The following is an 18,369-nucleotide window of genomic DNA, read 5'->3' on the forward strand; positions in this document are numbered from 1 at the left end:
TATTTCCGACTTAAGTTGCCCCTATGCTCAAACGCTTTGCCTGGTTGGCACTCTTCGCCTGCGCCCCGCTATACGCGGCCCCGCATATTGATGATCAACGTTTGCAGCAATTGGCCAACGATCCATTCTGGCTGTCTTTGGGCCATTACGAAGCCGGCAAGCTCAAAGGCTGGCGCAGCTATGTCAGCGACAAGAAATTCTTCCTCGCTCCCGATGGCGCCCACCACCCGGACGCCGAGCTCAAGGCCACCGTTGAAGCGCTGTATGCTCCGGCAAGCCTGGGTGAAAAACATGCCCAATGCGTTTACCCCGCACGCACCCGCTGGCTGAAGGAACAGCTGCACCTGACCGATCTGCCTGCCCTGGAGTGCAAAGAATTCACCCAATGGTTCAAGGACGTCGCGCCCCACAGCGCGGTGATGATCTTCCCGGCGGCCTACCTCAACAGCCCGTCGTCGATGTTCGGCCACACGCTGCTGCGCATCGACCAGGCTGACGTACAAAGCAACAACACCGCCCTGCTCAGCTACGCGATCAACTTCGGCGCCTATATCGAAGGCTCCGACAACAGCATTCTCTATGCCTGGAAAGGCCTGATGGGCGGCTATCCCGGCCTGTTCGCCCTGGTGCCGTACCAAGAAAAGCTCTCGGAATACCGTAGCCTCGAGAACCGTGACCTGTGGGAATACCGCCTCAACCTGACCCAGCTCGAGACCGAGCGCATGGTCCGGCATGTGTGGGAGCTCAAGCAGATCCAGTTCGACTACTTCTTCTTCGACGAAAACTGCTCCTACCGCCTGCTGGAACTGCTGCAAGTGGCGCGCCCAAGCCTGCGCCTGACCGAGCAATTCCCACTGACGGCAATCCCGACCGATACCGTAAAGGCGGTAAAAGAAGCGGGTTTGGTGGAGAAGATCGACTATCGCCCGTCCCGTGAGCGCGAACTGCTTGAACGCGCCAAACCGCTGGATGGCGACGAGCAACAATGGGTGCTGAAAGTCAGCGATGACCAGAAGCAATTGCAGGAGCCGGCCTTCAAAGCCCTGCCCCGCGATCGCCAGGCGCTGATCATCGACGCCGCCTATCGCCTGGGCCGCTACCGCGCCAACGGCCTGGAGCGCGACACCGAACGCTCCCAACGCAGCTTCGAACTGCTGCGTGCGATCAACCAGAACCCCGCGCCCGACCTCAAAATCGAGCGCCCGGGCCTGCCCGAAGATGGCCATGAATCACGCACCTGGCAAGCCGGCGTCGGCACTCGTGGCAGCAAAACTTTCGGCGAATACGGCCTGCGCATGGCCTACCACGACCTTAACGACAACGCCGAAGGTTTCCCCTTGGGCGCGCAGATTGAAATCCTGCAAATGAAACTGCGCCAGTACGAAGGCAACCATTGGCAACTGCAGCAACTGGACCTGGCCACCATCCGCTCCCTGACCCCGCGCAACGCCCTGTTGCAGCCTTGGTCATGGCAAGTCACCGGAGGCCTGGAGCGCGTGCCGGGTAAACACGACGACCAAACCCTGGTCTCTCACGTCAACGGCGGCGCCGGCGGCACCTGGCAACTGAGCGACGACATGCTCGGCTTCGCCCTCGGCACCGTGCGCGTGGAACACAACAACGATTTCAGCGAGGCCATCTCCCCTGCTGCCGGTTTCAACACGGGCCTGCTGTGGAAAAATCCGCTGGGGAATTTGAGCCTGGAAGCCAAAGGGGATTTCTTCACCAATGGTGAAGTGCGCCGTAGTGTGAGTCTGAACCAGCAGTGGGAATTGTCGCGCAACCTCGGCCTGCGCCTTAGCGCCCAGCGCGAATACAGCCACTTGTCGACACCCGTGAATGAAGTGATGCTTGAAGTGAAGTGGTACCACTACTGATCTGTAAGCCCCGGCGATGACCCAATGTGGGAGCGGTCTTGCCCGCGAATGCGGTGTATCAGCAGCAGATAGTCTGACTGACCCACCGCCATCGCAGGCAAGCCAGCTCCCACACTTGTTTTGTGCCAGGCCTGAATTCTGTGCCCGCCGCAGTTCAAAAATGTGGGAGCCGGGCTTGCCCGCGAATGCGGTGCATCGGTAACGGCCAGGCTGACTGACCCACCGCCATCGCAGCCAAGCCAGCTCCCACACTGGTTTTGTGCCGGGCCTGAATTCTGCGCCCGCCGCAGTTCAAAAATGTGGGAGCCGGGCTTGCCCGCGATTGCGGTGTATCAGCAGCAGATAGTCTGACTGAGCCACCGCCATCGCAGGCAAGCCAGCTCCCACACTTGTTTTGTGCCAGGCCTGAATTCTGTGCCCGCCGCAGTTCAAAAATGTGGGAGCCGGGCTTGCTCGCGATGGCGGTGGTTCAGGCAATGATGTATTGATTGACCCACCGCATTCGCGAGCAAGCCCGCTCCCACATTTGGCTCGCGTATAGTCAGATGCACTGCATTTCCCGCCCAGTCAGGAGCTCCATCAACATGGCCGTTAACTGCACCACCCTTGAAGAAGTCCGCGCAAACATCGACCGCCTCGACCAGCAAATCGTCACCCTGCTGGCTGAACGCGGCCACTACGTTTCCCAGGCCGCTCGCTTCAAAAAAGACTCGGACGGCGTCAAGGCGCCGCAACGGGTTGAACAGGTGATCGCCAAGGTCCGGGGTTTATCGCAGACCGTGGGCGCCAACCCTGAGGTCACTGAGCAGGTGTATCGCGCGATGATTGCAGCGTTTATCCAGCAGGAATTGGCTGAGCATGCCGCACTGGCGATCAACCAGGCGACATAACCCCTGTGGCGATTCGACAAGCCTGCTCGCCACAATGGCAGTGCCAGTCTTTAGGTGGCGGGGGTCATCGCTTGGGTCAGGTCGTCGACGACGGCCTTGCCCATCTCACACAGATAATGCGCAGCCCAGGCGTATTGTTCGCCGCGCACATCCATGGCGGCTTCCATCGCGAGTTTCTTGGAGTAGAAAAGCAAAGTGGAAGCGTGTTCCAGCGCTTCATCAATCGGCATGCCGGCATTGACGCGGAACAGCGGTTTTGCGTTTTCGCCGTAGTCGCCGAAGGTGACAACGCCGAGGGTGGTGATTGAGGACAGGGGTGGATCGGGGACGACTTTAGACATGGTTTTTCCTTAGGTTAATAAGTAAGAACCGCCACAGCACGTCGCTAAACATGGAGAGGTGGCAGCTGTACGCGGGTTAGCGAACCGGTAACCTAGGAACCCGGTAGACCCGAAGGTCTCCCGCGCACAGCCGCCATAACACGATAAGGCAGGCAAAAGCGCGAGCCAAAGGAGTTGAGGAAGTTGTACCTACGTTTCTCGGGTCGCTAAACCCAATCGCTGTTTTGCAGCGACCCGAGGAGGCTAGACACTCAAACCCTAAGGCACAATAGGCCAGGGATTCTCTAGGAAACGTCCTGCAATTTAAAGAGAATCGTCGTTGATGGCCCTTTAGCCCAACACCTTTCTCACCTCGCTTTCACACCGCCCCAACAAATCCCTGACTAGACTTCCCCTATCAGCCGGGAAACGGCCAGGGAGTACGCCATGTGGCGGTCTGCGGTAATGCTGTGCGCGGTAGTGTGGTTGTCGGGTTGCCAATCAACCCACCAGGAGTTGCTGGCCAAAGGTTATCCACCGGCCTTTGCCGATGGCTTTGATGACGGTTGCAGCAGCGGTCGCCAGGCCGCAGGGGCGATCAGCGGGGAGTTTCGCAAGAACGTTCCGCGCTATCTGAAGGACCGCGAGTACGCCGAAGGCTGGGAAGATGGCTTTCGCCAGTGCAAGGCCATGCGCGAGAACGAAGAGTTGCGTGACTACAAGGACAACCACTGGGATGACCGTGAGCGTGCCTGGCAACAAGAGAAAGACCGCGACGCCGGCAGGGCTTATCGCGCGCAATAGGTCGCTTTCAGACATCCAGCGAAACTAAAGCCCGGCGACTATGGCCCAAACTCCATAGAGGGAGAATGTCATGAGCCGAGCTTTTGTTAACGAGGACAACGCCGCCGCCCAGGCCGATCAGCCGGTGGAGCGCCAGGTCAGTGAGCAACCCAATCGCCTGACCGCAAAAGGGTTGGCGCAGTTGCAGGCCAAGGTCGCGCAGTTACAGCAGGAATACAGCGTGGAGTCCGCCAAAGGCGAAACAGCCGATAAGCAGCGCCAAGCGGATCTTGAGCGGGATTTGCGCTACTTCAACCAGCGCGTGCAAAGCGCCCAAGTCGTGGCGCCGGCCACCTCCACCGACAAGGTGCAGATCGGCAGTTGGGTCACCTTCGCCAACGAGCAGGACGAGCAGCAGCGCATTCAATTGGTGGGGGAAGACCAGGCCGATGCCCACGCTAACCTCATCAATTGGGGCTCACCTTTAGGCCGCGCATTGCTGGGCGCCCAGGTGGGCGACGAGGTGCTGTGGAAGCGCCCCGTCGGCGATCAAATGATTGAAGTGCTGCAGGTCGAACCCGAGACTTAAACGATACCTTGCGCCAGCATCGCGTCAGCCACCTTCACGAAACCTGCGATGTTCGCGCCCTTCACATAATTGACCCGGCCGTTTTCTTCACCGTAATGCACGCAGGCATGGTGGATCGACTGCATGATGCTGTGCAGCTTGCTGTCCACCTCGCCTGCCGTCCACAGCAGGCGCATGGCGTTCTGCGACATTTCCAGGCCACTCACGGCCACGCCGCCGGCATTGGATGCCTTGCCCGGCGCGAACAGAATGCCCGCCTCGATAAAGATATCCACAGCCTCAAGCGTGGTCGGCATATTGGCGCCTTCGGCCACGCAGATGCAGCCGTTGCGTAGCAACGTGCGGGCGGCGTCGGCGTCCAGTTCGTTCTGGGTGGCGCACGGCAGGGCGATGTCGCAGGCCAACGCCCAAGGGGCTTTGCCTTTGCGGAACTCCAGGCCAAAACGCTCGGCCAATTCACTGATGCGACCGCGCTGCACGTTTTTCAACGCCAGCAGGGCCGACCATTGCTCCTCGGTCAAACCGCTTTCGGCGTACAGGGTACCTTCGGAGTCGGACAGAGAAATGACCTTGCCGCCCAGGTCCATGACCTTGCGTGCCGCGTATTGCGCCACGTTACCCGAGCCGGACACGGCCACGCGTTTGCCTTCAACTCGCTGACCACTGCGCTTGAGCATTTCTTCGGCGAAGTATACGCAGCCGAAACCGGTGGCTTCGGGGCGAATCAGGCTGCCGCCGTAAGTCATGCCTTTGCCGGTCAGCACAGAGGTGAATTGGTTGCTGAGGCGCTTGTACTGGCCAAACAGGAAGCCGATTTCGCGGGCGCCCACGCCGATATCACCGGCCGGCACGTCCACGTCCGCACCAATGTGGCGGTACAACTCGCTCATGAACGCCTGGCAGAAACGCATGACTTCGGCGTCGCTCTTACCCTTGGGATCAAAGTCCGAGCCGCCTTTGCCGCCGCCCATGGGCAACGAAGTCAGCGAGTTTTTGAAGGTCTGTTCGAAAGCGAGGAACTTGAGCACGCCCAGGTTCACCGACGGGTGGAAGCGCAGGCCGCCTTTGTAGGGACCGATGGCGCTGTTCATCTGGATGCGAAACCCGCGATTGACCTGCACCTTGCCGTGATCATCCACCCACGACACCCGAAAGGTAATCGCACGTTCCGGTTCGCAGATGCGCTCCAGGATGCCCGAGGTCAGGTAGTGGGGGTTGGCTTCAAGAAACGGCCACAAACTGCGCAGGACTTCCTCTACGGCTTGGTGGAATTCCGGCTGGTCGGGGTCGCGTTTCTTGAGGCGGGCAAGGAAGGATTCGACAGATTCGATCATGGAAACGTCTCGGCAAATTGATTGTTTTTAAAGGAGATTGAGCCGGACCTTAGCAATTCATGTTGCACCTGAAAAGCGCAAAATGTCGCTTTTGTGAATTTAAATGGTGCATTGGATATAAATTATTGTGCTTTTTTGCACCATGAGAGGGATTTCAACTCAAGGCATGCACCAACCGTTAAAGCGCCTTCGCGAGCAAGCCCGCTCCCACATTTGATCGGGTTCCCACTTTGGAATGCGGTCGAATGTGGGAGCGGGCTTGCTCGCGAATGAATTCAACGCGGTCCACCTGAATAACGCGCACAAAAAAGCGGAGCCCGAAGGCTCCGCTTTTTTCAAACCAGCCCGACTCAGGCCAGTTTTTTGTGCCGTACACGGTGCGGCTGGGCAGCTGCATCGCCCAAGCGCTTTTTACGGTCCGCTTCGTACTCGGTGTAGTTACCTTCGAAGAACACTGCTTGGGAGTCGTCTTCGTACGCCAGGATGTGGGTCGCGACGCGGTCAAGGAACCACCGATCGTGAGAGATCACAATGGCGGCGCCCGGGAAGTCCAACAGGGCTTCTTCCAGGGAACGCAGGGTTTCAACGTCGAGGTCGTTGGACGGTTCGTCGAGCAGCAGGACGTTGCCGCCCTCTTTCAGGGTCAGGGCCAGGTGCAAGCGACCGCGCTCACCACCGGACAGGTCCTTGACGAACTTCTGTTGGTCGCCGCCCTTGAAGTTGAAACGGCCGACATAGGTGCGCGACGGGATTTCATAGTTGCCGATGCGGATCTGGTCAGAGCCGTCGGAGATCTGTTGGAACACGGTCTTGCTGCCATCCAGGTCATCGCGGCTCTGGTCGACACAGGCCAACTGCACGGTTTCGCCGACTTCGATGGTGCCAGAATCCGGGGTTTCCTTGCCCATCAGCATACGGAACAGCGTGGACTTACCCGCACCGTTACCACCAATGACGCCGACGATCGCGCCTTTTGGCATCGAGAACGACAGGTTATCGATCAACACGCGGTCGCCATAACCTTTGGAAACGTTTTTGAACTCGATGACCTTGTCACCCAGGCGCGGACCGGCCGGGATGTAGATCTCGTTGGTTTCGCTGCGCTTCTGGAATTCCTGCGACTGCATTTCTTCAAAGCGTTGCAGACGTGCCTTGGATTTGGACTGGCGGGCCTTGGCGCCTTTGCGCACCCACTCCAGTTCTTCCTTCATGGCTTTTTCGTGAGCCGATTGCTGCTTGGATTCGGCGGCCAGACGGTCGGACTTGGCTTCCAGCCAACCGGAGTAGTTACCCTCGTAAGGGATACCGGCGCCACGGTCGAGCTCGAGGATCCAGCCGGCGACGTTGTCCAGGAAGTACCGGTCGTGCGTGATCGCAACCACGGTGCCCGGGAAGTCGTGAAGGAAGTGTTCCAGCCAGGCGACAGAATCGGCGTCCAAGTGGTTGGTCGGTTCGTCGAGCAGCAGCATGTCGGGTGCCGACAGCAGCAGGCGGCACAGGGCCACACGACGCTTTTCACCACCGGACAGGAATTCGACCTTGGCGTCCCACGCCGGCAGGCGCAGCGCATCGGCGGCGACTTCCAGCTGGCGCTCCAGGTTGTGACCGTCGCCGGCCTGCAGGATGGCTTCGAGCTTGGCCTGTTCGGCGGCCAGCTTGTCGAAGTCGGCATCTTCTTCGGCGTAAGCGGCGTAAACCTCGTCCAGGCGGGCCTGGGCGTTCTTGATCACGCTGACCGCTTCCTCGACCACTTCGCGCACGGTTTTGGTCGGGTCCAGGATTGGCTCTTGCGGTAGGTAGCCGATGTTCAGTTCGGGCATCGGGCGGGCTTCGCCTTCGAACTCGGTGTCGACGCCGGCCATGATTTTCAGCAGTGTGGACTTACCCGAACCGTTGAGGCCGAGCACGCCGATCTTGGCGCCTGGGAAGAAGGACAGCGAAATGTTTTTCAGGATTTCCCGCTTCGGCGGAACAACTTTTCCCAGCCGATGCATGGTGAAGACGTATTGAGCCATGGTGAACCTAGCGTCAGTGACTGATGAGTTAAGCGGGCGAAGCCCGTGCAGGCCATGCGCCGCGCGGGCCGTTGATGGTGATCAATGCCTGCGTGCGAAAAAAGCCTGAAGTCTGGGGCTGGAACGCCCTCGCGTAACCGGCAAAGCTACCTGAATGCGCTTGGGCAGTCCAGCCAGGCGGGACTGGCACTTTGCCACAACTCAAGGCATGCTAGCCGCCCTCCGGGCGTCCGGCTTATAGTGCACGTCGCGCGCCAATCCAGCCAAACCGCAGGATCACAGCTTGTCCAAAGTCACGCCGCCCACTCCTCTGCGCGCCGCTCATATAGCGCCGGGAGCGCCCCTGCACGGCACCCTGAAAGGCGCATTGGCGACGCTTGTCCTTATGTTGCTCGCGTTATTGTTCTGGCAACTGCTGGACCAATTGCAGCAAAACCAGAAAAACCAGCAGCAATACACCATTGAATACAGCGCCGATCTGGCTGAACAGATCAGCCTGAACATGGCCCTGAGCGCAAAAATCGCCCTGAACCTGTTACCGATGGTCGAGCCGCCGCGCAACGACGAACAACAGCAAGCGCTGATGCGCACCTTGCAACGCTCGCTGCCGGAGTTGCGCAGTTTCGCCTTGCTGGCGCCAAGCGGCGCATTGATCAGTGACAGCGCCAAAGACAGCCAGGACCGCGCCTGGCTTGAAGAGATGGTACAGCGCAGCCACTCGCAACCTTATTACCTGAGCAACAATGTCGACGGCACCCTCATATATCTGTTGCTGCAACAGCCCAGTGGCGGCTCAAAAATGTACTGGGCCCTGCGCCTGGCGCCCAGCTACCTGAGCAACCTCACCCGCCAGGATGGCCAGGGCCAGCGCCCGATGTGGGCCATCGAGAACCGCTTGAACCACCGCGTGGTCAGCCGCGATTCCGGCATGCCGGCACAGTGGGCGTCTGCGCTGACGCCGGATGAGCTGAATAAAAGCGTGTTGGTCACGCCCCTGAGCAAAAGTGACTGGCAATTGCGCGGGCTGTTCGACCGCGGCGCCGTGCTGGAGCAACTGCTGCCGGCGTTTATCGGCAAATGCCTGTTGGGCCTGGCCTTCTCGCTGATTCCGGTGATTGTGTTGCTCAATATGCGTCGCCGTCAGCGTCAGGTGCATGAAGGCCGCAGGCGTTATCAGGATATTTTCGAAGGCACCGGCGTGGCCCTGTGCGTACTTGACCTGTCGGGCCTGAAGGTTTTTTTCGACAAGACCAAAGTGCAGACCCGCGAACAATTGCAGGCCTGGTTGCGCAACAACGCCGAAGAGCGCCAACAACTGCTCAAGGAGTTGCGCGTCACCGAGGTCAACCAGGTGGCCGTGCGCCTGCTGAACGTCAGTTCTTGCGAGCAAGCGTGGGAGCGGCTGATCGATGATTGCCCGCGCAACGCCACAGCCATCGGTTACCAGGTGCTGGAGGCGGTCCTGACCCAGCAAAAACAGCTGGAGTTGGAAATCCAGCTCAACGACGTCGTCGGCAATGACCAATACCTGTGGCTGGTGATGCGCCTGCCGGAACAGCAAGACGACTTCAAGGCCGTGATTCTCAGCATCAGCGACATCACCAGCCGCAAGTTGATCGAGCTGTCGCTGGTCGAGCGCGAAAGCTTCTGGTCGGACGTGGTGCGTACCGTGCCCGATCACCTGTATGTGCAGGACGTGATCAGCCAGCGCATGATTTTCAGCAACCATCACTTGGGCCACACCCTCGGCTACAACAAGGTCGAACTGCAGCAAATGGGTGAGTATTTCTGGGAAATCCTGCTGCACCCCGAAGACGCCGAGCATTACCACGACTTGCGCCAGCGGCAACGTGAAGTCGGCTACAGCACCCAATTGCAATGTCAGCTGCGCTTTCGTCACCGCAATAACCAATGGCGATGCTTCGATATCCGCGAGCAGGCCCTGGCCCGTGACAAATCTGCGCAGGTCACGCGGATCATCGGCGTGGCCAAGGACATTACCGATCAGATCGAAGCCAGCGAATCCCTGCGCGACAGCGAGCAACGCTACCGCATGCTGGCCGAAAGCATCAGCGACGTAATCTGCTCCACCGACAGCCATCTGGCCCTCAACTACGTCAGCCCGTCAGTCAGCGCCGTACTGGGTTATGACGTGGACTGGGTATTCAAGAACGGCTGGCAGTCGATCATTGCCAACCCCCAACAACTGAGCGGCATTTACAGCCTGGTGGAACACGTCAGTCGCGCGCTGGGCGACGTGGCCGCGTTGAACAAGCTGCGCGATGAAGTACAGACCCAGTTGTTCCTGTTCGACTGCCTGCGCGCCGATGGGCGCAAAGTGCCAATCGAGTTGCGCCTGGTGCTGGTGTGGGATGAGCATGGCGCGTTTGAAGGCATCCTCGGTGTGGGCCGCGATATCAGCCAGCAACGCCGCGCAGAGAAAGACCTGCGCATGGCGGCCACGGTATTTGAACACTCAACCTCAGCCATTTTGATCACTGACCCGGCGGGCTATATCGTGCAGGCCAACGAGGCGTTCAGCCGGGTCAGCGGCTATGCCGTGGCAGACGTGCTCGACCAGTTGCCAAACATGCTCACTGTCGATGAGCAACAGGAAGCGCACCTGCGCTACGTGCTCAAGCAACTGCACCAGCACAGCACCTGGGAAGGCGAAGTCTGGCTCAAACGACGCAATGGCGAGCATTACCCGGCCTGGGTGGGCATTACCGCCGTATTTGACGATGAAGGCGACCTGGCCAGCTACGTGTGTTTCTTCAGCGATATCAGCGAGCGCAAGGCCAGCGAACAGCGCATCCACCGCCTGGCGTATTACGACGCCTTGACCCACCTGCCCAACCGCACCCTGTTCCAGGACCGCCTGCACACGGCGCTGCAGTCGGCTGAGCGACAGAAGTCCTGGGTGGTGCTGATGTTCCTCGACCTCGATCGCTTCAAGCCGATCAACGACTCCCTCGGCCACGCCGCCGGCGACCGCATGCTCAAGGAGATGGCCACCCGCCTGCTGGGCTGCGTGGCGGAAGACGACACCGTGGCGCGCATGGGCGGTGACGAATTCACCTTGCTCCTGCAACCGCGAGTCAGCCGTGAGATGGCGCTGAACCGCGCGATCTCGGTGGCCGAGCAGATTCTGGCGAGCCTGGTGAAGCCGTTTGTACTGGAAGGCCGCGAGTTCTTTGTAACCGCCAGTATTGGCATCGCCTTGAGCCCGCAGGACGGCAACGAGCTGAGCCAACTGATGAAAAACGCCGACACCGCGATGTATCACGCCAAAGAGCGCGGCAAGAACAACTTCCAGTTTTACCAGGCTGATATGAACGCCAGTGCCCTGGAGCGCCTGGAGCTGGAAAGCGACCTGCGCCACGCCTTGGAACAGAACGAGTTCGTGCTGTATTACCAGCCGCAATTCAGCGGCGACGGCAAACGTTTGACCGGCGCCGAAGCCCTGCTGCGCTGGCGGCACCCGCGCCGAGGCCTGGTGCCGCCCGGGGACTTCATTCCCGTGCTGGAAGAGCTGGGGCTGGTGGTGGACGTGGGCGACTGGGTGATCAGCGAAGCGTGTCGCCAGCTCAAGAGCTGGCACCAGAACAAGGTGCGCGTGCCGAAAGTCTCGGTAAACATCTCGGCGCGGCAATTCTCGGATGGCCAACTGGGCGAACGCATCGCCACCATTCTCAAGGACACCGGCCTGCCCCCGGCGTGCCTGGAGCTGGAGCTGACTGAAAGTATCCTGATGCGCGAAGTCAACGAAGCCATGCAGATCCTCGCCAGCCTGAAAAACCTCGGCCTGAGCATTGCGGTGGACGACTTCGGCACCGGCTATTCGTCGCTCAACTACCTCAAGCAATTCCCCATCGATGTGCTGAAGATCGACCGCACCTTTGTCGACGGCCTGCCCTCCGGCGAGCAAGACGCGCAGATCGCCCGTGCCATTATCGCCATGGCCCACAGCCTGAACCTGGCGGTGATCGCCGAGGGCGTGGAAACCCATGAGCAGTTGGACTTCCTGCGTGAGCATGGCTGCGATGAGGTGCAGGGCTACTTGTTCGGGCGGCCGATGCCGGCGAATCGGTTTGAAGCGCAGTTCAGCAATGATGCGCTGTTCATGTTCGACTGAAACCCTGTAGTGATGCTGATGGCCTCTTCGCGAGCAAGCCCGCTCCCACATTCGACCGCATTTCAAAGTTGGAACTCGGTCAAGTGTGGGAGCGGGCTTGCTCGCGAAGAGGCCAGTCATGGCACCGCCCATCTCCAGATGAGCCCCACTTGTCCGCGACATGATGTCCTTTCATATGCCATCTAAAACCCATTGGGTTAGAATGCCCTCCTTTTCTGCCCCCGATCCTTGAGGACCGCCATGTTCAGCCGTGATTTGACTATTGCCAAGTACGACGCCGATCTCTTTGCCGCCATGGAGCAAGAAGCCGTGCGCCAGGAAGAGCACATTGAGCTGATCGCTTCGGAAAACTACACCAGCCCTGCGGTTATGGAGGCTCAAGGTTCGGTTCTGACCAACAAGTACGCCGAAGGCTACCCAGGCAAGCGCTACTACGGCGGTTGCGAGTACGTCGACGTGGTTGAGCAACTGGCCATCGACCGCGCCAAGGAACTGTTCGGCGCCGATTACGCCAACGTCCAGCCACACGCCGGCTCCCAAGCCAACAGCGCCGTGTACCTGGCCCTGCTGCAAGGCGGCGACACCATCCTGGGCATGAGCCTGGCCCACGGTGGTCACCTGACCCACGGCGCCAGCGTTTCCTCCTCCGGCAAGCTGTACAACGCCGTTCAATACGGTATCGATGCCAACGGCCTGATCGACTACGACGAAGTCGAGCGTCTGGCAGTTGAACACAAGCCAAAAATGATCGTGGCCGGTTTCTCTGCCTACTCGCAGATCCTGGACTTCCCGCGTTTCCGCGAAATCGCTGACAAAGTCGGCGCTTACCTGTTCGTCGACATGGCTCACGTAGCCGGTCTGGTCGCCGCAGGCGTCTACCCGAACCCGGTGCCTTTCGCTGACGTTGTGACCACCACCACGCACAAGACCCTGCGCGGTCCACGTGGCGGCCTGATCCTGGCTCGCGCCAACGCCGAGATCGAGAAGAAGCTGAACTCCGCGGTATTCCCAGGCGCCCAAGGTGGCCCGCTGGAGCACGTGATCGCGGCTAAAGCGATCTGCTTCAAAGAAGCCCTGCGGCCTGAGTTCAAGACTTACCAGCAGCAAGTCGTGAAAAACGCCAAGGCCATGGCCGGTGTGTTCATCGAACGCGGCTACGACGTTGTCTCTGGCGGTACTGAAAACCACCTGTTCCTGCTGTCGCTGATCAAGCAGGACATCTCCGGTAAAGACGCTGACGCCGCCCTGGGCAAAGCCTTCATCACCGTGAACAAAAACTCCGTGCCGAACGACCCACGTTCGCCGTTCGTCACTTCCGGCCTGCGCTTCGGCACCCCGGCGGTGACCACTCGTGGCTTCAAGGAAGCAGAGTGCAAGGAACTGGCTGGCTGGATCTGCGACATCCTGGCTGACCTGAACAACGAAGCCGTGATTGACGCGGTCCGTGAGAAGGTCAAGGCCATCTGCAAAAAACTGCCGGTATACGGCGCTTGATTGCAGTTGCTTGAATGAAAAGCCCGGCCTTGCGCCGGGCTTTTTTATGCCTGAAAACCCTGCTTGCTCAACCTGCAATACAGTCACATGTGGGAGCGGGCTTGCTCGCGAAAGCGGTGGACCTGCCAGCTTATTTGTAACTGATACACCGTATTCGCGAGCAAGCCCGCTCCCACATTTTTTGATCGCATTTCAAGTCAGGGTTGATAGACCCGGGCAAAGCCTTCGCGAATCTTGTCTTCCGGCAATTCGTCAGCAATAAACACAATCACACTTTCGCGCTGCTCTCCCTCGGCCCATTCGGTATCCCAATCGAAACCGTAGAGTTTGAGCACGCCCTGGAACACCATGCGCCGGTCTTCCCCGGCAATATTCAGCACGCCCTTGTAGCGCAGCAGTTGCTTGCCGTGGTCTTCCAGCAACTCGTTCATGAACGCGCTGAGGCGGTCGATATCCAGCGGCTGGTCGGTGCGCAGCACCAGGCTTGAGATGCGGTCGATGGACGGCGCAGCGCTGACCGGGCGCAGGCTCATGCCGGCGTTGAGGTTGAAGCCGCGAACATCAAGCAACTCAGCCAGGTCGATGGCGCCGTGGTCGACCACCCGAATCGGCGCTCGGCGGTTGATACGGGTCAAGCGTTGGCTGAGGGCATCGAAGGTCGCCTCATCCACCAGGTCGCGCTTGCTCACCAGCAAGCGGTCGGCAAAACCGATCTGGGCCTGGGCGATGGTCTGGGTCAGGTGATGCTCGGCGTGCACCGCATCCACCAGGGTGATGATGCCGTCGAGGATGTAGCGCTCCCGCAGTTCTTCATCGATAAAAAAGGTCTGGGCCACGGGCGCGGGGTCCGCCAGGCCGGTGCACTCGATCACCAGCCGGTCGAAGGCAATCTCGCCGCTGTCCAGGCGTTCAAGCAGCAGGTACAGGGCTTTGGTCAGGTCAGTGTGGATGGTGCAGCACACACAGCCGTTAGACAGAGTCATGACTTGCACCGGTTCGGCGCCCAGCAGCTGGGTATCGATACCGGCGTCACTGAATTCGTTTTCGATCACGGCGATTTTCAGGCCGTGCTCGGCTTTAAGCAGGTGGCGCAGCAAGGTGGTTTTGCCGGCGCCGAGGAAGCCGCTGAGGATGGTGACGGGGATGGGAGAGGACAAAGACAGTTCTCCTGACAACTGAAGGAACACAAAACAAATGTGGGAGCAGACCTATGTGGGAGCTGGCTTGCCTGCGATGCAGACAACTCGGTCCTCCCGTCAGACCGAGCTGATGCTATCGCAGGCAAGCCAGCTCCCACACAAGCCCGCTCCCACATGGGATCACTGCAAGCCCAACTTACCGGGTTAGCAGCACTTGGGCCCACCCTTGCCACCGTAACGGGCTTCCTGGCGTTCCCGGAAGAACGCCTTGTAGTCCATCATCGGTTTGTCCGGGTGCTTGGTTTGCATATGCTCGACGTACGTATCGTAGTCGGGCATGCCGACCATCAGGCGCGCGGCCTGACCGAGGTATTTACCGAGGCGACTGATGTCATTGAACATGGTTGCAATCCTCGATTACGCGTCCGGTACGGCCTGGAACGGGGCTTCTTTATCCGTACGCTCTTTGTTGCCCCAAGCAGCGACGCCGACTTTGAGCGCATAGAACAGGATGCTGAACACCACGAACAGGAACAGCGCCGTCAGCGTTGCGTTGGTGTAGGCGTTCCAGATCACGTGCTGCATCTGGTCGATGTTCTTGGCCGGGGCGAGGATCTGGCCGCCGGCCAGGGCATCGCTGTACTTCTTGGCCAGCGACAGGAAGCCGATCGCCGGGTTAGCGTCGAACAGCTTGATGAAGCCTGCGGTCACGGTGCAGATCAGCAGCCAGACAGCCGGCAACATAGTCACCCAGATGTAGCGTTGGCGTTTCATTTTGATCAGCACAACGGTGGCGAGCATCAGCGCGATACCGGCCAGCATCTGGTTGGAGATACCGAACAGCGGCCACAAGGTGTTGATGCCACCCAGCGGGTCGATCACGCCTTGGTACAGCAGGTAACCCCACATCGCCACGCAACCGGCGGTCGCAATCAGGTTGGCCGGCCAGGAGTCAGTCCGCTTGAGGGACGGCACGAAGGAGCCGAGCAGGTCTTGCAGCATGAAGCGACCCGCACGCGTACCGGCATCCACCGCCGTCAGGATGAACAAGGCTTCGAACAGGATCGCAAAGTGGTACCAGAATGCCATGGTGTTTTCACCCGGCAGCACACTGTGCAGGATCTGCGCGATACCCACCGCAAGCGTCGGCGCACCGCCGGCACGCGCCAGGATGGTGGTTTCGCCGATGTCATGCGCCACCGCCGTCAAGGCTTCCGGGGTAATCGCAAAGCCCCAACTGCTGACGGTTTGTGCCACAGTCACCACATCCGCACCGACCACGGCAGCCGGGCTGTTCATGGCGAAGTACACGCCTGGCTCGATCACCGAAGCAGCAACCATGGCCATGATGGCAACGAACGACTCCATCAGCATCGCGCCGTAGCCGATGTAACGGGCGTTGACTTCGTTATCCAGCAGCTTGGGCGTGGTGCCCGAGGAAATCAGCGCATGGAAACCCGAGACCGCGCCACAGGCAATGGTGATGAACAGGAACGGGAACAGGCCGCCCTTCCACACCGGGCCGGTGCCGTCGATGAATTGGGTCAGGGCCGGCATTTTCAACACGGGCATGGTGACCAGGATGCCGATCGCAAGGGCGATGATGGTGCCGATTTTGAGGAAGGTGGAGAGGTAGTCCCGTGGTGCCAGGATCAGCCACACCGGCAGTACCGCCGCAACGAAACCGTAGCAGATCAGCATCCAGGTGATCTGGATGCCGGTGAAGGAGAAGGCCTTGGCCCAGACCGGGTCAGCGGCAATCTGCCCGCCCAGCCAGATCGAACCCAGCAGCAACAGCACGCCGATCACCGAGATCTCACCAATGCGGCCCGGGCGGATGTAGCGCATGTAGACGCCCATGAACATCGCGATCGGGATAGTTGCCATCACCGTGAAGATGCCCCATGGGCTCTCGGCCAGGGCCTTGACCACGATCAGCGCCAGCACTGCGAGGATGATGATCATGATCAGGAAGCAGCCAAACAGCGCGATGGTTCCGGGAATGCGGCCCATCTCTTCGCGAACCATGTCCCCCAGGGAACGGCCGTTGCGACGGGTGGACAGGAACAGGACCATGAAGTCTTGCACCGCACCGGCCAGCACCACCCCGGCAATCAGCCACAGGGTGCCTGGCAGGTAGCCCATTTGCGCCGCCAGTACCGGGCCGACCAACGGGCCTGCACCGGCAATCGCCGCAAAGTGGTGACCGAATAGGATGTGTTTGTTGGTCGGCACGTAGTCCAGACCATCATTATTGAGCACTGCCGGGGTGGCCCGCAGTGGATCAAGTTGCATCACATTGTTAGCGATGAACAGACTGTAGTAACGGTACGCAACCAGATAGATGGCCACTGCAGCGACCACAATCCACAAGGCGTTGATCGCCTCGCCGCGGCGCAAGGCCACTACGCCGAGGGCGCACGCTCCTACGATTGCCAGCAGCAGCCAGGGTAGGTGGCGTAGCAGGCTATTATTATTTTTCATTTTTATATTCCAGCCAGGGTGGACAGAAAGGACAGCCAGCCCGAGTTTAGCGCTACTGGCCTCAAAGACCAGCCCCCTACGTTGGTCTAGAGCCTTGCCAAGGAAAAAAACGGCAAAAAAATCAGAAATAAAAGCCCAATGGTGGCGCAGGGCTACAATCTTTCTACCCACAGAGGAATTGACCATGAGCGAGCAGCCCTCAGATCGACGCCGTTTCCGGCGTATCGCCTTCGATGCGCGGACGACCCTTGCACAAAACGGCTGGAATTGGCCGGTGCAACTGGTGGATTTGTCGCTGAAAGGTTTGTTGGTGCAACGGCCCGAAGACTGGCAGGGTAATCGCGCAGAACTGTTCGACGTGGATATTCGCCTGGACCCACAGGCGCATATAAAGATGCAGGTCAGGCTGACCCATGACGACCATGGCCAGTTGGGGTTTGTGTGCGAGCACATCGACTTGGAGTCGATCAGCCATTTGCGGCGGTTGATCGAACTTAACCTCGGCGATCAGGAAGAACTTGAGCGGGAACTCGGCGCGCTGCTGCAGGTGTGACGATTCAGGGAAACGCCGTACGCGCAGGGAATTCGTTTTCTGCGTCCCAGTAGCCCGCCTTCTGACTCCACGTGGCCTGCCATTTCCCGTCGACGAAACGGTAAGTTTCAAAGCGTGTCGCGAAATCATCATCGCCGTCACCGTCCATAAATGACGAGACTTGCAACAATTCATCCGCGCCACCCTCGGTGGGCGTTGCAATCTGCCACGCGGCTTTGCCGGTCTGGGCCAGGGTCAATGTCTCGACCTTAGCATCGGCGCCCTTGTAATTCACAGGTTTGAGTTGCTGCTGGGTCGGCAGCAGCAGTTGAGTCGCCGGGCCGCTGTAACTGCCCATCGGTGCCGTCTGATCGATGGTCAAAAAATACACAGGTTCCGGCAGCCCTTTGATTGGGGCCTTCTCAACCTTGGCCAAGGGGTAGCCGAGATCTTCGCTTGCCAGTAACTCGCCGGACGCCGACAGCAAGCGTACCTGAGCGTTGAGCAACGGGTTCTCCACCAGATCGCCGGGCTCGTCAAACGAGTCCTCATCCAGGCCATTGCCCCAACTGTCCTTGTGCAACTGCGCGCTGATGCGCTGGTCTTCCAGCACCTGCAACACGCTGCCGTCTTCCGTCGCCAACTTCTGGGCCAGGCGGTAACCGGCCGGCAGTGTGGCCGACTCAGCCAAGGCAATGCCCGGTAACCCGAGCAAGGCCACGAACAGGGCACATACCCCCCAACGATGGGTCTGTTGCATTGCGCTCATCCCTGATT

General features: G+C 59.6%; 14 protein-coding genes. 7 read left to right on the plus strand and 7 right to left on the minus strand.

The window, feature by feature from the left end:
* Positions 1–23: 23 nt before the first annotated feature.
* Positions 24–1,877, plus strand: coding sequence for an Lnb N-terminal periplasmic domain-containing protein (locus ACLBW8_RS19320; RefSeq protein WP_447806093.1), 1,854 nt, complete (start codon positions 24–26; stop codon positions 1,875–1,877).
* A gap of 584 nt (positions 1,878–2,461) precedes the next feature.
* Positions 2,462–2,767 (plus strand): chorismate mutase, encoded by a 306-nt coding sequence (locus tag ACLBW8_RS19325; RefSeq protein WP_447806094.1) that lies wholly within the window; start codon positions 2,462–2,464, stop codon positions 2,765–2,767.
* Between the two features lie 50 nt (positions 2,768–2,817).
* Here the strand turns inward: ACLBW8_RS19325 and ACLBW8_RS19330 are convergent, their stop codons facing one another.
* On the minus strand, positions 2,818–3,108 hold the full coding sequence (locus ACLBW8_RS19330) for a DUF3077 domain-containing protein (protein WP_064454209.1): 291 nt from the start codon (positions 3,106–3,108) through the stop codon (positions 2,818–2,820).
* A gap of 426 nt (positions 3,109–3,534) precedes the next feature.
* Between ACLBW8_RS19330 and ACLBW8_RS19335 the strand changes: the two genes are divergently transcribed.
* Both ACLBW8_RS19335 and ACLBW8_RS19340 read left to right on the plus strand, forming a co-directional pair.
* On the plus strand, positions 3,535–3,891 hold the full coding sequence (locus ACLBW8_RS19335) for a hypothetical protein (protein WP_447806095.1): 357 nt from the start codon (positions 3,535–3,537) through the stop codon (positions 3,889–3,891).
* 70 nt (positions 3,892–3,961) lie between these two features.
* Complete coding sequence (locus tag ACLBW8_RS19340; RefSeq protein ID WP_064454211.1) at positions 3,962–4,459, plus strand: GreA/GreB family elongation factor; 498 nt, start codon at positions 3,962–3,964, stop codon at positions 4,457–4,459.
* On the opposite strand, the gene gdhA is transcribed toward ACLBW8_RS19340, so the two are convergent.
* Together gdhA and ettA are read right to left on the minus strand one after the other, a co-directional pair.
* Positions 4,456–5,793, minus strand: coding sequence for an NADP-specific glutamate dehydrogenase (gene gdhA / locus ACLBW8_RS19345; RefSeq protein WP_447806096.1), 1,338 nt, complete (start codon positions 5,791–5,793; stop codon positions 4,456–4,458). The genes ACLBW8_RS19340 and gdhA overlap by 4 nt on opposite strands.
* A 350-nt stretch (positions 5,794–6,143) precedes the next feature.
* Positions 6,144–7,808, minus strand: a complete 1,665-nt coding sequence (gene ettA / locus ACLBW8_RS19350; RefSeq protein ID WP_447806097.1) for an energy-dependent translational throttle protein EttA — start codon at positions 7,806–7,808, stop codon at positions 6,144–6,146.
* Positions 7,809–8,091: 283 nt separating this feature from the next.
* On the opposite strand from ettA, the gene ACLBW8_RS19355 reads away from it, so the two are divergent.
* Positions 8,092–11,943, plus strand: coding sequence for a sensor domain-containing protein (locus ACLBW8_RS19355; RefSeq protein ID WP_447806098.1), 3,852 nt, complete (start codon positions 8,092–8,094; stop codon positions 11,941–11,943).
* 240 nt (positions 11,944–12,183) lie between these two features.
* A complete protein-coding gene (gene glyA / locus ACLBW8_RS19360) occupies positions 12,184–13,437 on the plus strand; it encodes a serine hydroxymethyltransferase (RefSeq protein WP_447806099.1) in 1,254 nt (417 codons plus the stop codon).
* A 197-nt stretch (positions 13,438–13,634) separates the two neighbouring features.
* Here the strand turns inward: glyA and yjiA are convergent, their stop codons facing one another.
* From yjiA to ACLBW8_RS19375, 3 genes are all read right to left on the minus strand, one after another.
* Positions 13,635–14,594: a GTPase gene (gene yjiA / locus ACLBW8_RS19365; protein ID WP_447806100.1), complete on the minus strand. Its 960-nt coding sequence runs from the start codon at positions 14,592–14,594 to the stop codon at positions 13,635–13,637.
* 186 nt (positions 14,595–14,780) lie between these two features.
* Positions 14,781–14,978 (minus strand): YbdD/YjiX family protein, encoded by a 198-nt coding sequence (locus ACLBW8_RS19370; RefSeq protein WP_003176208.1) that lies wholly within the window; start codon positions 14,976–14,978, stop codon positions 14,781–14,783.
* 15 nt (positions 14,979–14,993) lie between these two features.
* Entirely contained in the window at positions 14,994–17,060 is a 2,067-nt protein-coding gene (locus ACLBW8_RS19375; protein ID WP_064454217.1) for a carbon starvation CstA family protein, read from the minus strand.
* A 184-nt stretch (positions 17,061–17,244) separates the two neighbouring features.
* Between ACLBW8_RS19375 and ACLBW8_RS19380 the strand changes: the two genes are divergently transcribed.
* Positions 17,245–17,613, plus strand: a complete 369-nt coding sequence (locus ACLBW8_RS19380; RefSeq protein WP_447806101.1) for a PilZ domain-containing protein — start codon at positions 17,245–17,247, stop codon at positions 17,611–17,613.
* Between the two features lie 4 nt (positions 17,614–17,617).
* Here ACLBW8_RS19380 and ACLBW8_RS19385 read toward each other — a convergent pair whose 3' ends face one another.
* The gene (locus tag ACLBW8_RS19385; protein ID WP_447806183.1) at positions 17,618–18,352 is read right to left on the minus strand and encodes a hypothetical protein; all 735 of its coding nucleotides are present in this window, start codon (positions 18,350–18,352) and stop codon (positions 17,618–17,620) included.
* Between the last annotated feature and the right edge of the window lie 17 nt (positions 18,353–18,369).

It is taken from the genome of Pseudomonas sp. M5A4_2d, assembly GCF_053345295.1.

Bases quoted from the DNA above. Each gene is read 5' to 3' on its own strand.
- ACLBW8_RS19370 (WP_003176208.1), bottom strand. From the start codon at position 14,978: ATGTTCAATGACATCAGTCGCCTCGGTAAATACCTCGGTCAGGCCGCG.
- ACLBW8_RS19335 (WP_447806095.1), top strand. From the start codon at position 3,535: ATGTGGCGGTCTGCGGTAATGCTGTGCGCGGTAGTGTGGTTGTCGGGT.
- ACLBW8_RS19330 (WP_064454209.1), bottom strand. From the start codon at position 3,108: ATGTCTAAAGTCGTCCCCGATCCACCCCTGTCCTCAATCACCACCCTC.
- glyA (WP_447806099.1), top strand. From the start codon at position 12,184: ATGTTCAGCCGTGATTTGACTATTGCCAAGTACGACGCCGATCTCTTT.
- ACLBW8_RS19340 (WP_064454211.1), top strand. From the start codon at position 3,962: ATGAGCCGAGCTTTTGTTAACGAGGACAACGCCGCCGCCCAGGCCGAT.
- ACLBW8_RS19385 (WP_447806183.1), bottom strand. From the start codon at position 18,352: ATGCAACAGACCCATCGTTGGGGGGTATGTGCCCTGTTCGTGGCCTTG.
- ACLBW8_RS19320 (WP_447806093.1), top strand. From the start codon at position 24: ATGCTCAAACGCTTTGCCTGGTTGGCACTCTTCGCCTGCGCCCCGCTA.
- ACLBW8_RS19375 (WP_064454217.1), bottom strand. From the start codon at position 17,060: ATGAAAAATAATAATAGCCTGCTACGCCACCTACCCTGGCTGCTGCTG.
- ettA (WP_447806097.1), bottom strand. From the start codon at position 7,808: ATGGCTCAATACGTCTTCACCATGCATCGGCTGGGAAAAGTTGTTCCG.
- gdhA (WP_447806096.1), bottom strand. From the start codon at position 5,793: ATGATCGAATCTGTCGAATCCTTCCTTGCCCGCCTCAAGAAACGCGAC.
- ACLBW8_RS19325 (WP_447806094.1), top strand. From the start codon at position 2,462: ATGGCCGTTAACTGCACCACCCTTGAAGAAGTCCGCGCAAACATCGAC.
- ACLBW8_RS19380 (WP_447806101.1), top strand. From the start codon at position 17,245: ATGAGCGAGCAGCCCTCAGATCGACGCCGTTTCCGGCGTATCGCCTTC.